Origin of the sequence: Mycobacterium sp. (assembly GCF_019243155.1) — a bacterium.
In the GTDB taxonomy this organism is placed as follows: Bacteria; Actinomycetota; Actinomycetes; order Mycobacteriales; family Mycobacteriaceae; genus Mycobacterium.
In genome coordinates this window covers 24,791-39,141 of record NZ_JAFAUS010000375.1, presented here as the reverse complement: position 1 = coordinate 39,141, position 14,351 = coordinate 24,791, and the positions used below count along the sequence as shown (strand labels likewise).

The following is a 14,351-nucleotide window of genomic DNA, read 5'->3' as shown; positions in this document are numbered from 1 at the left end:
CTTGCCTAGACGCCGAACATAGGCGGCAGCACGAGCACCATGATCAGACCCCACGCGAAGTGGGTCAGCACCGGTGCCAGCACACCGCCGGTCGCCCGGCGCTCGAACGCGCACACCGTCCCCAAGATGATCGCGGCGAAACCGAGCATGAAGTTGCCGCTGGCGAGCGTCGCGAACGTGTAGAAGACGGTCGAAACCAGGACGGGGTGATAGCGGCCCAGCGCGGTGTAGAGCGCGCCGCGAAAGAACACTTCCTCGGCGACGCCGTTAACAAGGGTGATCGCGACAATCACCGGAAACCACCCGTGGTGGGCGTAGAGCAGCACCCGGGTTATCAACTCCGCTACGGGTGTAATCTCCCGGGCAATCAGGCCGCCCACCACGAACACACCGCCCAGCAGCAGGCCGGTCGCCGTTCCCGTGATGATCGGCCGTTGGTTGCGGCCCCGCCAGCAGATGCCGCCCAGGTGTAGCGGACCCGAGACGAATGCGCCGACGATCCACACCGCGGCGAGCGCCAGGGTCAACCAGTAGAAGCTGGCCTCCCCCGGGTGGCGCCGCAACGAGAACCCCAGCACCCCGCCGCCGATCACCAGCGTGATCGTCACGATGACGCGCCGGCGCCGCACCGTCCTTGGCGGTTCGTTGTAGGGCACAGCGACATTGGTGATGGCGCGGCGCAACTCGGCGAACACGCTGGTCTGATACGGAGCCATCGACTGGCTCATGCGGGACCCATCTTCGGAGTCATGTAGACCAGGATCTCGAGGCCGGTGCGAACGGCTCCGGCGATCGGCCCGGGAACCAGCTTCACCAGTCCCAGGGTCGGCCGGACGATCGGCGGCGTGACCTTCCGAACGAGTCGCCGGATCCGCAGCGCGTCACCGCCGGCCCACGCGGGATCGGTGTCGGCGAGGTGATGCGGATCGGCAAGGGCGTTCACCGGGCGCGCCCGCCGGTCGGCCAGCGCCAACCTCATCGACTCCTCGATCCCGATGAGCCCGCCGGGCGGATCGGGTACCCGATCGCGCAGGTCACTGGCGGATGCCACCATCGGATGATCCAGCGATTCGACCAGATCGCCGGCCAGTCCAGGCGGTACCGGCAGCGCGACACCGGTGATCAGCGACGCCAGCCCGGTATCGATCCTACCGACCGGCAAACCGGCGTGCCACCTGCCCGAGACCCGCGCGTACGTCTTGAGCAACTCCCGGTAGGAGGTCGTGGTGGGCCCGGATATGTCGTACGCCCCCGCGGGCACCACGTCGGGGTCGGCGGCGGCGACGAGATAGTGCAGCACGTCGCGGATGGAGATGGGGTCGATCGCGTTGTCCATCCAACTCGGTATCGGGATGAGCGGGAACCGGTCGCCGACGTAGCGCATCATCTCGAAGGACGTCGACCCGGCGCCGATGATGATCGCCGCGCCCAGCCACACCAGTTCCGGACCATCCGGCACCGTCAGGGCCTCGGCCACCTCGGCCCGGCTCGTCAGGTGTTCGGACAGGTCCTCGTCGGCGGGAACGAAGCCGCCCAAGTAGACGATGCGGCGCACACCGGCGTCCTTCGCGGCGGTCGCGAGGTTGGCCGCCGCGGCGTTGTCGGCCTCCCGGAAGTCGGGCTGGCCGATGGCGTGGACCAGGTAATACACCGTGTCGATAGGCCCTGCGCTGGCGAAAGCCGCTCGGATCGAATCCGGGTCGCCGGCATCCAGGGCGACCGGTGTGACGTCATCGAACCATCCGAATCGCTTGAATCGCTTCGGGTTTCGGCTGGCGGTGACGACTTCGTGGTGGTTTGCCAGCAACGCCGTGACCAGCCGCGATCCCACGTAGCCGGTTGCCCCGGTGACGAGTATCCGCATACCCCGACCCTAGCCGCGGAACCGCGCTCGCCGCAGAACGGGCTGTGTCACATTTATCGCGTTTGAACCGACACGACGACGAAACCGTGACCCCGTACATGAACAAGATCAACGGGGGGTACTCGACCAAGGTTGCGACGGCCAATCCGTCCGTCGCCGGCGTCGCGGTGAAATTCCCGCCAAACCGGTACACGCAAAACGAAGCCATTCGCAAGCTGACGGACATCGCCGGTCCGGACTTTCGCCGCTTCGCGCTCAGCAGCGGGGTCGAATTCCGAAACACCGCGCTGGATTTGGAGCGTTACAGCGAGTTGAACGGATTCACCGAGGCCAACGACGTCTACCTCGACGTCGCGCTCGACCTGGGCGAGCAGGCGCTGCTGGCCGCGCTCGACGAGGCGAAGGTGAAGCCCTCGGAGCTCGACATCATCTTTTCGACGACGGTGACCGGACTTGCCGTTCCGACGCTCGAGGCGCGGCTCGCGACGCGGGTCGGACTGCGACCGGACATCAAGCGTGTCCCCTTGTTCGGTCTGGGTTGTGTGGCCGGTGCGGCGGGAGTGGCGCGCATGCACGACTACCTGTGCGCTTTTCCGGACCAGTCGGCGGCCCTGCTCGCGGTCGAACTGTGCTCGCTGACCATTCAGCGGCAAGACACTTCGGTGGCCAATCTGGTCGCCACCAGCCTCTTTGGTGACGGGGCCGCCGCGGTGGTCGCCGAGGGGGCCCACCGCGCGGGTGCCGAGCGACTGGGTCCGCAGGTGCTGGCGACCCGCAGCCGGATCTACCCCGACACTGAAGAGGTCATGGGCTGGAAGATCGGCGGCGACGGTTTCCGGATCGTGCTGTCCGCCGACGTCGCCACCATCGCCGAGAAGTACCTGGGCGAAGACGTGCGCGAATTCCTCGCCGATCATGGGTTGACCCCGCAAGACGTCACGACCTGGGTGTGCCACCCGGGTGGACCGCGGGTGATCGAAGCGGTCGAGACCGTGTTGGACCTGCCCGGCGAAGCCCTCGACCACACGCGAAACTCGTTGCGCGAGAACGGTAATCTGTCGTCGGTCTCGGTGCTCGACGTGCTCCGGGCCAACATGGCGGACCCACCGCCGCCCGGTTCGATCGGCCTGATGATCGCGATGGGTCCGGCGTTCTGCTCCGAACTCGTGCTGCTGGCCTGGTAGCGCCGGTAAACGACAGCTGGTGGAGACTTGAGGCATGTATTACCTGCTGGTGCTGGCGGTCGGGATCGAACGCCTCGGGGAGCTGGTGGTATCCAAACGCAATGCGCGATGGTCGTTTGACCAGGGCGCCAAGGAGTTTGGCCGGTCGCACTATCCCGTGATGGTGGTCCTGCACACCGCGCTGCTCGTCGGCTGCGTCGTCGAAACCTGGGCGTTGCACCGGCCGTTCATCGGTTGGCTGGGCTGGCCGATGCTGGCGGTGGTGGCGCTCAGTCAGGGCCTGCGGTGGTGGTGCATCACGACGCTGGGTCACCGGTGGAACACCCGGGTGATCGTTTTGCCGCAGGCCCCGCTGGTGCGCGAAGGGCCCTACCGGTGGCTACACCATCCGAACTATGTTGCAGTGGTGGCTGAAGGGTTCGCGTTGCCGCTGGTGCACACCGCGTGGTTGACCGCGGCGATTTTCACGCTGGCCAACGCCATGCTGTTGCGGGTGCGTCTGCAGGTGGAGAACTCCGCGTTGGGTTACGCATGAGCGACTACGACGCCGACCTGTTGATCGTCGGCGGCGGCCCCAGCGGCCTTGCGACGGCGTTACACGCACGCAGGCAAGGACTTTCGGTGATCGTTGCCGAGCCGCGCGACGGCCCGATCGATAAGGCGTGCGGCGAGGGGCTGATGCCCGGCGGCCTTTCGGAACTGACCTCACTCGGTGTGGACCCGGCCGGCATGCCCTTTCGCGGAATCGCCTACGTCAGCGAGCATCGCCGCGCGCAGGCTCTATTTCGCGACGGGCCGGGCCGAGGGGTGCGACGCACCACATTGCACGCGGCGCTGGAGGCGCGCGCCAAAGAGCAAGACACCGAATGGCTTCGGGCGCGGGTGACAACCGTCCAACAGGATGCGCACGGAGTGACGGCCGCCGGCGTGCGCGCGAAATGGATGGTCGCGGCCGACGGGCTGCACTCCCAGGTAAGGCGGGCGGTGGGAATCACCGCGACTGCGGGAAGGCCGCGGCGCTACGGCGTGCGCTGGCACTACCGGGTGCCGGCCTGGTCGGAGTTCGTTGAGGTGCACTGGTCACGCCGGGGTGAGGCATACGTGACGCCGGTGGAACCGGATCTGGTCGGAGTCGCGATCCTGTCCCCCGGGCGGCCGCAGCTGGCCTGGTTCCCGGAGCTGGCCGGCCGGCTGGAGGGGGCCGGCCGGGGCCAGCCGCGCGGCTGCGGCCCGTTGCGACAGGTGGTCTCGCGCCGGGTGGCGGGTCGGGTTCTGCTGGTGGGCGACGCTGCCGGATACGAGGACGCGCTGACCGGCGAGGGCATCAGCCTGGCGGTCAAGCAGGCGCGCGCGGCCGTCGACGCCATCGTCAACGACGCGCCCGCGTCGTATGAGCGTGCGTGGCATCGGGTTACCCGCGACTACCGGCTGCTCACCCGGGCGCTGGTGCTGGCCAGCACGCCACGCGCGACGCGTCGTGCCATCGTGCCGGTCTGCGAACAGGTACCCGGGCTGTTCCGCTTCGGGGTGAACGTTCTGGCGCACTAGGCCTGATGGTGGCGACCCGCTTCGCCCGGCACGCCGCGCTCGCGATCGCCACTAGCGCGCCTTCCAGACCGGCTCCCGCTTCTCGGCGAACGCCAGCGGCCCCTCCTTGGCGTCCTCGGACCTGATCAGGACACGCATCTCGTTGACGGTGCGCTCCCAGCCCGGCTCGTCGCCAACGATCACTCCGTCGTCGACGCCGTAGGCGATCCGCTTGCTGGCCTGCACCGACAGCGGCGCGTTGACGGTCACCTTGGCGGCCAGCGCCAGCGCGGCCTCCAGCACCGTGCCTTCCTTGACCACCTCGTTGATCAGGCCCCACTCGCAGGCCGCCGCGGCCGTGAGCGGTTCGCCGGTCAGCAGCAGGTGCATCCCCACCTTGCGGGGCAGCTGCTCGACGATCCGGAACACACCACCGGCGGCGGCGATCAGTCCGCGCTTGACCTCGGGGAGTCCGAACTGGGCCCGCTCGTCGGCCACCACCAGGTCGCTGGCCAGAGCCAGCTCCGTGCCGCCGCCCAGCGCCGTGCCGTTGACCGCGGCGATCGTCGGCTTGTCGATGAAGTGGTGGACGTAGCCGGCGAAGCCCCACTCGGGGTGGTCGGGGTGGTACAGGTTCTCCCGGCGCGCGATCGCCTTGAGGTCGGCACCGGCGCAGAACGACTTGTCGCCTGCGCCGGTGATCACCACGGCCCGGATATCGGCGTCGTTTTGCGCCTCTTCCAGCGCATCGCCGACGCCGATGCTGACGGCACCGTTGACCGCGTTGCGGGCTTCGGGCCGGTTGATGGTGATGACCAGAACGTTGCCGTGGCGCTCGGCGAGCGCGCCCGGCGCGTCGGTCACAGCAGTTCCACGATGGTGGCGTTGGCCTGGCCGCCGCCCTCACACATGGTCTGCAGGCCGTAGCGAATTCCCTTGTCCCGCATGTGATACAGCAGCGTGGTCATGATCCGGGCGCCCGAACCGCCGAGCGGGTGGCCGAGCGCGATCGCGCCGCCGTTGGGGTTGAGCTTCTTCTCGTCGGCCGCGATGTCCTTGAGCCACGCCAGCGGAACCGGCGCGAAGGCCTCGTTGACCTCGTATGCCCCGATGTCGTCGATGGAGAGGCCGGACCGCTGCAGCGCCTTCTGGGTCGCCGGGATGGGCGCGGTCAGCATGATGACCGGGTCCGCACCGGCCAGCGTGGCGGTGTGCACCTTGGCAATCGGCTTGAGCCCCAGCGACTTCGCCTTCTCGGCGGACATGAACAACAGCGCGGCGGCGCCGTCGGAGATCTGCGACGAGTTGCCGGCGTGAATCACGCCGTCCTCCTTGAACGCCGGCTTCAGCGACGCCATCTTCTCCATCGGCGTGCCGCGCCGGATGCCCTCGTCCTTGAGTACTGTCGTTTTTTCGTGGCCATCGGCCACTTTGATGCCCACGATCTGGTCGTCGAAAGCACCGGAATCCTGTGCGGCGGCAGCTTTTTCGTGCGATCCCAGGGAGAACTCATCGAGCGCCACGCGGTCGAGGCCCCACTGCTCGGCGATCATCTCGGCGCCGATGCCCTGGTTGGGGATCTGACCCTGGTAGCGGTCTAGGAAGGTCTGCGAGTAAGGCCGGCCGCCGTTGGCCAGCGACGCGCCCATCGGCGTCCGCGACATCGACTCGACACCGCCGGCGACGACGACGTCGTAGTGCCCGGCCACCACACCGGCCGCGGCGAAGTGGATGGACTGCTGGCTCGAACCGCACTGGCGGTCGACGGTCACGCCGGGAACGGTCTCCGGCCAGCCGGCGGTCAGCAGCGCAGTGCGGCCGATGTCCAGGGCCTGTTCGCCGGCCTGCATGACACAGCCCCAGATGACGTCGTCCACGATTGCGGGGTCGACGCCGGCCTTGTCGACCAGCCCGTTGAGCACTTGTGCCGACAGGTCGGCCGGGTGAACCCCGGACAATCCGCCGTTGCGTTTCCCGATCGGGGATCGCACTGCCTCGACGATGACGGCTTCAGCCATGTTTCTAGTCTCCTTTGACTGCCGGACTTCAGACTCGATGTCTTCCGTGGACCTTGCCACCGATTGTCAACCAACGCGTTGGGAGGTCGGGGGGCGGGGTGGCCCTTGCGAATCAGGGCCCGGCGTCAACGACCTGCATGAACCAGAAATTTGTTCTCGCCAATGGCTCGAGCCGGTCAATAATGGTCGTGTGAAGCGGCTCAACGGTATGGACGCGATGCTGCTGTACAGCGAGACACCGAACCTGCACACCCACACGTTGAAGGTCGCCATCGTCGATGCCGCCGATTACGAGGGCGAGTTCAACTTCGACGTCTTCCGCCGCGCCCTGCTGCGGCGGTTGCACCGGCTGGACCCGCTGCGCTACAAGCTGCTGGCCATCCCGTGGCGGTTGCATCATCCGATGTGGCTGCAGAACTGCGACGTCGACCTCGACTACCACCTGCGGCGTGTGCGGGTGCCCAGCCCAGGCGGCCGCCGGGAGCTCGACGAGGTCATCGGAGACATCGCGACCACCCCGCTGGACCGCAGCCGGCCGCTGTGGGAGTTTCACTTCGCCGAGGGCCTGGCCGGGAACAGGTTCGCGCTCATCGGGAAGCTGCACCACGCCCTGGCCGACGGCGTGGCATCCTCCAATCTTTTGGCCCGACTGATGGATTCGGCGATTCCCGGGCAAGACGAACACGACAACGAGACCACCTGCGTCCTGCCGTCGAAAGGCGAGCTGCTGGCCGCGGCCGGGCGAGACCATGCCCAGCAGATCGCCGCGCTCCCCCGGGTGATGACCGACGCCGTTTCCGGCGCCCGGCGGTTGCGCCGGCGTTCGCGGGAGCGCGGCAGGCAGCCGGATCTCGCGCGGATGCTGCACGCGCCGCCGACGTTCATCAATCACCTGGTCTCGCCAAGACGCACGTTCGCGACCGCGACGCTGTCGCTGCCGCAGGTCAAGCAGACCGGCAAGCACCTGCAGATCACCATCAACGACATGGTGATGGCGATGACCGCGGGGGCCTTGCGCGAGTTGTTGTTGCGCTACGACGGCGCTGCGGATCGGCCGATCGTCGCCTCGGTCCCGGCCACGACGGACCGCTCACCAAATCGGATCAGCGGCAACGAGTTGGCGGGCATGGCGGTGTCGCTGCCGACGCACCTCGGCGATCCGCTGGAGCGGGTGCGGTTGACGTCGACGAGCACCGCCATCGCCAAAGAGAACAACGAGCTCTTCGGACCCGAGTTGTACGGCAAGCTGATCGCCTATCTGCCGCCCCCCGCGGCCCCGCCGCTGTTCGGCTGGCTGGCCCGGCGCGGTGCGCAGACCAGGCTGTTCAACGTGCCCGTCTCCAACGTGGCCGGACCGCGGGAGCGCGGTCATTTCGCCGGCGCACCGGTCAGTGAGATCTATTCCGTCGGTCCGCTGATCGCCGGGTGCGGCATGAACATCACGGTGTGGAGCTATGTCGATCAACTCAACATCTCGGTGATCGCCGACGACCGCACGCTGGGCGACACCCACGAGATGACCGACGCCATGGTTCACGCCTTCTGTGAAATCCGCACGGCGGCAGGCCTTTCCGATGAGATCGCGATGGTCGACAGCGCGATGCCCCCGGCGGCGCTGCGGTCCTAACCCAGGATCGGGAAACGCCGGTCGCGGGCCAGCCGGTCCAGGGCCGTTTGCATCCGCGAGCGGACATGCGCGTCGACGTCGGCGACGTCCGGATCCGGGCCGAATCGGTCGGCGACGTCGATCGCCGGCAGCACCCGGGTGACGATCTTGGTCGGCAGCGGAAGGTTGATCGGCACGATGACGCTGAGGCCGAACGGAAAACCCCATGTGACCGGGAGGATGTCCGACCGGAAGCGGGACAGGCCAAGCCGCTTTGCCAGCCACGTCCCTCGGGTGAGGAAAAACTGGCTCTGCTGCCCACCGACGGACACCGCGGGCACGATCGGCGCACCGGAATCGATCGCGCACTTGACATATCCGGTGCGCCCGTTGAAGTCGATGACGTTCTCGGACAGCGTCGGCCGATAGGCGTCGTAGATGCCGCCGGGGAACACCAACACCACCCCACCCGACCGGAGTGCGTTCGCGGCGTTTTTCGTGCTGGCGTGGATGACCCCTAGACGGGCCATCCAGTCGGACACCGGGCCGGGAAACAGCCCGTCGTGCCCGAGCGTGTATAACGGCCGGTCGTAACCGAATTCGCGGTAGAAGGCCGCGGCGAAGATCAGGACATCGGGGGTCAGCATGCCGCCCGAATGGTTCGCCACGATCAGCGCACCGCCCGTTGTCGGCACCGACTCCAACCCCCGCACCTCGAACCGAAACCAGCGCCGCGCAATGGGATCGGCCGCGTTGACCATTCGTTTGGTGAACTCGGGGTCCCACCGGCCGACCTCGTGGTCTGGTTGGTCGGTCACGTGATCGGGGTGAATCCGAGGTGCAGTTCGGTCAGGCCGCGCATCTGCCAGGTCGGTTCGTAGCTGTACTGGCGCGCGCCCGCCGGCCCGTGCTTGTCTTCGCAGATGGCGATGTCCGACATCCGGTCGAGGATCCGGTTGAGCGAGATTCGGCCCTCCGCTCGCGCCAGCGGTGCGCCGGGACAGGAGTGGTTGCCCCGCCCGAACGCGATGTGCTCGCGGACGTTGGGACGGTCGAGGCGAAACTCGTTGGGCTCGGCGAATTTACGATCGTCCCGGTTGCTGGCTCCGGGCAGCAACATCACGGTGGTCCCGGCCGGAATCCGGGTATCCCCGACCGTCGTCGACGTGCGGGCCATGCGGAAATGACACTTGACCGGACTCTCGGTCCGCAGGGCCTCTTCGACGAAAGTCGGTATCTTGCTGCGGTCTTCGCGCAGCAGTGCCTGAATCTCGGGGTTTTCCGCGATCGTTCGCAGGCCGAAGCTGAGCAACTTCGTGGTGGTCTCCTGCCCGGCAGCGAACAGGAAGGTGGCCAGCCGGACGACGTCGATCACCTCGGGAGTCGATCCGTCGGGGTATTTCGCCTGGGCCAGTTCGGTCAGCACGTCCTCGCGCGGCTCACGTCGGCGCTCGCTGATGTGGGCGGTGAACTTCGCGTCGAGATACTCCAGCGGATTGTGTGCGCGCGTGACGGAATCGTCCTCGATGCCCCCGACCACCTTGCCGGAGAAAACGGCACGAAACTCCTCATGGTCTTCCGGCGGGACGCCCAGCAGGTCGGCGATCACCAGGCCCGAGAAGGGGCGCGCATAGTCGTCGAGGAATTCGCACGTGCCCGAGGAAACGAACTCGTCGAGTTGCTGATCGGCGAGCCGCCACATGAAGTCTTCATTTTCCTTGAGCCGCTTGGGCGTCAGCAGCCGGCTGAGCAGACCGCGCGTGTGAGTGTGCTCGGGTGGATCCTGAGTGACGATGTGCTCGCTCATGGGTATCTGCGAGCGATGCCGTTCGATCAGCTCGCCGATGTCATCGCCCTCGGGTTCGAACGGCAGTCCGGAGAAGGGTCCGGCGACGGAAACACACGCCGAGAATGCCGGATCCTTATAAACGGCCAGCGCTTCGGAGTGCCCGGTGATGGCGACGACGCCCTGGTCGGGCTGCGCCAGCACCGGGCACCGCCCGCGCAGGTGATCGAAGTAGGGATACGGATCGGGAATCAGGGATGGGTCGGTGAAGAAATCCACCGAATCGAAATCACTCAAAAGCACTCCTAGGCATCCAGGTATCGCCCCCATGCACGTCGACCTGGGCGACGTAAAAACCACTACCCGTAATCTAGAGCCGAACAAATATTAGGTCAAGCTGAACGCCGACGGCCTGCACCCAGCCCACCGAGACCACCGAGACCACCGAGACCCACATCCACAGCGGTGCGTACAACATTCGGTCATCTTTTATTCATTTTTTTCCGCGCCGTCGCGAAGTAGGGTGCCGGGATGTGAGCACTCCTTCCCCCGGGCCCGGTTGGTGGCTGGCGTCAGATGGCAAGTGGTATCCCCAGCGCTGGGAGAGCCTCTTCATCTCGCATACGGACGAATCTCTGGACGCGGTAGTGGCAGAGTTGACCCGCCTCACTAACGCCTACGGAGAACAGGGTTGGGAGATCGTGGGGTCCTCGATGCAGCGGACCCAGGTCTCCCACAACTTCAAGGACTACGACAAGGGTGGCGACCACTACTTCGAGTGGAGCCTCGTCTGCACCTTGAAACGGCCCGTGAAACCCGGCTCCTGACAACACGTCAGCCAAGCAGTCGGCGGGAAAGTCTCGGCAGCCCCGGCCCGTCGAGCAGGTGCAGCAGCGCAGTGCGCCCGGTGACCGCCATCATCAACGCGGCCACCGGTCCGTGCACCTGCGCTCCACTCCCCCACGTTCGATCAATGTCGCTGGCGCGCAGGCTGATCCCGCGTAGCCGGCCAACCGGAACGAAGGCGAACGGCCAGGGGCCGGTCAGAAAGTCCATGGCCAACGCCGCCCGCTGCGGATCGGGGACGAAGGGCAGACCCAGTGGGATCCTCATGTCGCCACCGTGCACCATGACGTCCGCGAGTGGGTCCAATGGCCCGAACAGCGGCGGACTGAGCGGGTGATCAGCGCACTGATGCAGGTCGGCAGCGATCTTTGCGGCCGGCAATTGCGCACGGCGGCGCGCCAATTCGTCGACCGCACGGGCCATGCTCCTGTGGCGCACCGCCAAGCGCAGGAATGCGGCAGTGCCGTCGGTGACGGTGCTGACGGCATGGGCGGCAACGGTCTTGACGTCCCAACCCTTGCACAGGCTCGGCGTGCTCAACTGCTCGGCGTTCAGGCCTTCCAGCAGACACGCCATCCGGCGCCGCTCGTCAGCGACGGCCGCGAACACGAACTCACGGTCTAGCGGCATCGCTCGAAGCCGTTGGTTCGCATCATATTTCGACGGCGCGGCCGTCACCTGGTCGCTTAGCCGGCGGGATACGCCACAGACTTGACCTCGGTGTACTGGTCGAAGCCAGCGATCCCGTTCTGGCGTCCCACACCGCTTTCCTTGTAGCCCCCGAACGGGGTGTCGGCACCGTACGGCGCACCACCGTTGACCCCCATGAAACCGGCCTTGATTCGGCGGGTCACCGACAGCGCGCGTTCGAGGGAACCCGCAAACACGTTGCCGGCCAACCCGTACACGCTGTCGTTGGCGATCCGGATGGCATCCTCTTCATCATCGAACGGGATGACCGAGAGCACCGGGCCGAAGATCTCTTCCTGCGCGATGGTCATCTTGTTGTCGACGTTGGTGAAAAGCGTTGGCCGGATGAAGTATCCCTTGTCGAAGCCGGTCTCCGCGCCGGGTCCGCCGACCAGCGCCGTGGCGCCCTCGTCGACGCCCTTCTGGATGTAGCCCGTCACCCGCTCGAACTGCCGCTGCGAAATCACAGGCCCACACAGGGTTCCGGCGTCCTGCGGGTCGCCACACGTGACGTTCTCGTAGATGTTCTTGAGGATCTCCACGCCCTCGTCGTACCGGGACCGGGGAAGGAGCAGCCGGGTCGGGTTCGCGCAACCCTGACCGGCGTGCATGCACGGCGCGATACCGACCATGCATGCCGTGCCGAAGTCGGCGTCCTCCAGCACAATGGTGGCCGACTTGCCGCCCAGCTCCAGAAACAGCCGCTTCATGGTGGCCGCACCCTTTTCCATGATGCGCTTGCCGACCACCGTCGAGCCGGTGAACGAGATCAGGTCGACCTTGGGCGACAGGGTCAATTCCTCGCCCACGAAGTGATCGGAGGCGGTGACGACGTTGACGACGCCGGCCGGGATGTCGGTCTTCTCTGCGATCAGCCGGCCCAGCCGGTTCGCGTTGAACGGGGTGTTCGGCGCGGGCTTGAGCACCACGGTATTGCCGGTGCCCAGCGCCTGGCCGAGCTTGTTGAGGGTGACTTCGAACGGGAAGTTCCACGGCACGATCGCGCCGACCACACCTACCGGCTCCCGCCAGACCTTGCGGGTCGTCAGCGTCCCGGTCAGGCTGATCACCTTGTCGCCCAGGTCGGTCTCCCAGGCGTACTCGTCGATCAACCTGGCCGGGTACTTCAGCCCGTCTTCAAGCGGTGCGTCCAGCTGAGGCCCGAAGGTGATGGCCCGGGGCGAGCCGACCTCGAGGATCAGCTCCTCGCGCAGCTCGTCGATCTCGGACTCGATGGCCTCGTGCAGCTGCAGCAGGCAGCGCTTACGCAATTCCTTGTTGGTCGACCAGTCCGTGTCGTCGAAAGCCCGCCGGGCGGCGTCGATCGCGCGGTGCATGTCCTCCTTGGAGGCGTCGGACACTTCGCCGAGCGACTCCTCGGTCGCCGGGTTGATGTTCGTGAAGGTACCGGCCTGGCCGTCGACCAGCTTGCCGTCGATCATCATCTTCGGCTCGAACCGGACCTTTACAGTGTCAGCCATATCTGTTCAGCTCTCTTTAGACGAGGCGCTGGTTAGAGCGCCGGGACGCAGGATTCCATCGCCAGACGGGGACCACCCAATGGTGAGCCTTACTGGAAACTAGCCGATTGGCAAGCTGTGGTTGTCACTGGGCATCGAATAGCACCGGCACCGACGTGGGCGACCGGAAAACCTGCCCGCGGACGTGCGGGTCGTCCGCGTCCGGGTCCAGCCGCAGATTCGGCAGCCGGTCCAGCAGCAGATTGATCGCGGTCCGCATTTCCAGCCGCGCCAGGTGCATGCCTAGGCAGACGTGGACGCCGTGCCCCCAGCCCAGGTGGGCCCGAGCCTGCCGGTGGATGTCGAACGTGTCGGGATCGGGGTAGCGATCCTCCTGGCGGTTCGCCGAACCCAGCATCGGCATCACCGTCGCTCCCGCCGGGATCGCCACACCGCCGAGTTCGGTGTCGCGGGTCGCCACCCGGGTGATGGTCAGCAGCGGGGGTTCCCACCGCACACCCTCCTCGATGGCCTGCGGTAGCAACGACCGATCCGCACGGATCGCGTCCAGTTGCTCCGGATCCTTCAACAGCCCGAGAAGAAGGCTCCCCAGCGACCGGTAGGTCGTCTCGACGCCGGCCGGCAGCAGCAGTCGCAGGAACGAGAAGATCTCCTCGTCCGCCAGCTTCTCCCCGTCGATCTCGGCCGCACCGAGCGCGCTGATCAAGTCGTCCTTCGGGTCGGCCCGGCGAGCGTCGAGGATCGGCGCGAAGTATTCGCACAGCGCCGCCGAGGCCGCCAGCCCGCGTTCGGGGTTCATCAGCCAGCTGAGCAACGAAATCGACCACCGCTGGAATTGCGGATAGTCCTTCTCGGGCAGACCCAGCAGTCCCGCGATGATCTGGCTCGGGTAGTCGAAGGTGAATTCCTTGACCAAATCCGCCTTGCCCTTGGGCGCGAACTTGTCGATCAGGGTGTTCGCCACCCGGCCGACCAACTCGTCCTGGTAACGCGCCAATGACTTCTGCGAGAACGCCTTCGAGACCAGCGAACGAAGCCGGCCGTGGACCGGCTCGTCCATGCCCAGCATCACGCCTTCACCCAGCACGGGCCCGAACGCCGCGATAACGGCCGACGACGAGAACGTCTCGTTGTCACGCAGCATCTGCTGGACGTCCTCGTGGCGGTACACGATGAACATCGGCAGCGATTCCTCGTGCGGAAGCGCTCCCGAGGTCTCGAGTCGCTGCACCGGTTCCTCGCGGCGCAGCCGTGCCAGTTCGGTGTACGGGTCACGCACGTCACCGGAGATCGCGTCGTCGAACGACCCGAAATCGTCGAGATCGTCGAAAAGCTGTTCCATCTTTACC

The 14,351-nt window shown here is 66.5% G+C and carries 14 protein-coding genes; 5 read left to right on the top strand and 9 right to left on the bottom strand.

The features are described 5' to 3' along the window. Positions 1-5 precede the first annotated feature (5 nt). Together JOZ00_RS19435 and JOZ00_RS19430 are read right to left on the bottom strand one after the other, a co-directional pair. Entirely contained in the window at positions 6-728 is a 723-nt protein-coding gene (locus tag JOZ00_RS19435) for a type II CAAX endopeptidase family protein (protein WP_293346521.1), read from the bottom strand. Beyond that, on the bottom strand, positions 725-1,864 hold the full coding sequence (locus tag JOZ00_RS19430; protein WP_293346518.1) for an NAD(P)H-binding protein: 1,140 nt from the start codon (positions 1,862-1,864) through the stop codon (positions 725-727). Before JOZ00_RS19430 ends, JOZ00_RS19435 begins: the two co-directional genes overlap by 4 nt. A gap of 98 nt (positions 1,865-1,962) precedes the next feature. Here JOZ00_RS19430 and JOZ00_RS19425 point away from each other — a divergent pair, with 98 nt between their 5' ends. From JOZ00_RS19425 to JOZ00_RS19415, 3 genes are read left to right on the top strand one after another with little or no spacing between them, the layout of a single operon-like run. Next, positions 1,963-3,048 carry a type III polyketide synthase gene (locus JOZ00_RS19425; RefSeq protein WP_293346623.1) on the top strand — a complete coding sequence of 362 codons (1,086 nt, stop codon included), beginning with the start codon at positions 1,963-1,965 and terminating at the stop codon, positions 3,046-3,048. Between the two features lie 34 nt (positions 3,049-3,082). After that, positions 3,083-3,583 (top strand): isoprenylcysteine carboxyl methyltransferase family protein, encoded by a 501-nt coding sequence (locus tag JOZ00_RS19420; RefSeq protein WP_293346515.1) that lies wholly within the window; start codon positions 3,083-3,085, stop codon positions 3,581-3,583. Beyond that, positions 3,580-4,596: an NAD(P)/FAD-dependent oxidoreductase gene (locus JOZ00_RS19415; RefSeq protein WP_293346512.1), complete on the top strand. Its 1,017-nt coding sequence runs from the start codon at positions 3,580-3,582 to the stop codon at positions 4,594-4,596. Before JOZ00_RS19420 ends, JOZ00_RS19415 begins: the two co-directional genes overlap by 4 nt. Before the next feature lie 51 nt (positions 4,597-4,647). On the opposite strand, the gene JOZ00_RS19410 is transcribed toward JOZ00_RS19415, so the two are convergent. Beyond that, complete coding sequence (locus tag JOZ00_RS19410) at positions 4,648-5,439, bottom strand: crotonase/enoyl-CoA hydratase family protein (protein WP_293346509.1); 792 nt, start codon at positions 5,437-5,439, stop codon at positions 4,648-4,650. After that, positions 5,436-6,593, bottom strand: coding sequence for a thiolase family protein (locus tag JOZ00_RS19405; protein ID WP_293346506.1), 1,158 nt, complete (start codon positions 6,591-6,593; stop codon positions 5,436-5,438). Before JOZ00_RS19405 ends, JOZ00_RS19410 begins: the two co-directional genes overlap by 4 nt. A 190-nt stretch (positions 6,594-6,783) precedes the next feature. Here JOZ00_RS19405 and JOZ00_RS19400 point away from each other — a divergent pair, with 190 nt between their 5' ends. After that, positions 6,784-8,220 carry a wax ester/triacylglycerol synthase family O-acyltransferase gene (locus tag JOZ00_RS19400; protein WP_293346503.1) on the top strand — a complete coding sequence of 479 codons (1,437 nt, stop codon included), beginning with the start codon at positions 6,784-6,786 and terminating at the stop codon, positions 8,218-8,220. Here the strand turns inward: JOZ00_RS19400 and JOZ00_RS19395 are convergent. After that, positions 8,217-8,960: a lysophospholipid acyltransferase family protein gene (locus tag JOZ00_RS19395; protein WP_293346620.1), complete on the bottom strand. Its 744-nt coding sequence runs from the start codon at positions 8,958-8,960 to the stop codon at positions 8,217-8,219. The two genes, JOZ00_RS19400 and JOZ00_RS19395, sit on opposite strands and share 4 nt — an antisense overlap. Positions 8,961-9,013: 53 nt before the next feature. Further along, entirely contained in the window at positions 9,014-10,282 is a 1,269-nt protein-coding gene (locus JOZ00_RS19390; protein WP_293346500.1) for a cytochrome P450, read from the bottom strand. Positions 10,283-10,518: 236 nt separating this feature from the next. Here JOZ00_RS19390 and JOZ00_RS19385 point away from each other — a divergent pair, with 236 nt between their 5' ends. After that, positions 10,519-10,812 carry a hypothetical protein gene (locus JOZ00_RS19385; protein WP_293346498.1) on the top strand — a complete coding sequence of 98 codons (294 nt, stop codon included), beginning with the start codon at positions 10,519-10,521 and terminating at the stop codon, positions 10,810-10,812. Positions 10,813-10,819: 7 nt separating this feature from the next. Here JOZ00_RS19385 and JOZ00_RS19380 read toward each other — a convergent pair whose 3' ends face one another. From JOZ00_RS19380 to JOZ00_RS19370, 3 genes are all read right to left on the bottom strand, one after another. After that, positions 10,820-11,461 carry a maleylpyruvate isomerase family mycothiol-dependent enzyme gene (locus tag JOZ00_RS19380; RefSeq protein WP_293346495.1) on the bottom strand — a complete coding sequence of 214 codons (642 nt, stop codon included), beginning with the start codon at positions 11,459-11,461 and terminating at the stop codon, positions 10,820-10,822. Between the two features lie 56 nt (positions 11,462-11,517). Then, positions 11,518-13,002, bottom strand: coding sequence for an aldehyde dehydrogenase family protein (locus JOZ00_RS19375; protein ID WP_293346492.1), 1,485 nt, complete (start codon positions 13,000-13,002; stop codon positions 11,518-11,520). A 124-nt stretch (positions 13,003-13,126) separates the two neighbouring features. Then, positions 13,127-14,344 carry a cytochrome P450 gene (locus tag JOZ00_RS19370; RefSeq protein WP_293346489.1) on the bottom strand — a complete coding sequence of 406 codons (1,218 nt, stop codon included), beginning with the start codon at positions 14,342-14,344 and terminating at the stop codon, positions 13,127-13,129. Positions 14,345-14,351: the final 7 nt, after the last annotated feature.

Excerpts from the sequence above, each read along its gene's own strand:
- JOZ00_RS19435 (WP_293346521.1), bottom strand. The coding sequence starts at position 728 with ATGAGCCAGTCGATGGCTCCGTATCAGACCAGCGTGTTCGCCGAGTTG.
- JOZ00_RS19430 (WP_293346518.1), bottom strand. The coding sequence starts at position 1,864 with ATGCGGATACTCGTCACCGGGGCAACCGGCTACGTGGGATCGCGGCTG.
- JOZ00_RS19425 (WP_293346623.1), top strand. The coding sequence starts at position 1,963 with ATGAACAAGATCAACGGGGGGTACTCGACCAAGGTTGCGACGGCCAAT.
- JOZ00_RS19420 (WP_293346515.1), top strand. The coding sequence starts at position 3,083 with ATGTATTACCTGCTGGTGCTGGCGGTCGGGATCGAACGCCTCGGGGAG.
- JOZ00_RS19415 (WP_293346512.1), top strand. The coding sequence starts at position 3,580 with ATGAGCGACTACGACGCCGACCTGTTGATCGTCGGCGGCGGCCCCAGC.
- JOZ00_RS19405 (WP_293346506.1), bottom strand. The coding sequence starts at position 6,593 with ATGGCTGAAGCCGTCATCGTCGAGGCAGTGCGATCCCCGATCGGGAAA.
- JOZ00_RS19395 (WP_293346620.1), bottom strand. The coding sequence starts at position 8,960 with ATGGTCAACGCGGCCGATCCCATTGCGCGGCGCTGGTTTCGGTTCGAG.
- JOZ00_RS19380 (WP_293346495.1), bottom strand. The coding sequence starts at position 11,461 with ATGCCGCTAGACCGTGAGTTCGTGTTCGCGGCCGTCGCTGACGAGCGG.
- JOZ00_RS19375 (WP_293346492.1), bottom strand. The coding sequence starts at position 13,002 with ATGGCTGACACTGTAAAGGTCCGGTTCGAGCCGAAGATGATGATCGAC.
- JOZ00_RS19370 (WP_293346489.1), bottom strand. The coding sequence starts at position 14,344 with ATGGAACAGCTTTTCGACGATCTCGACGATTTCGGGTCGTTCGACGAC.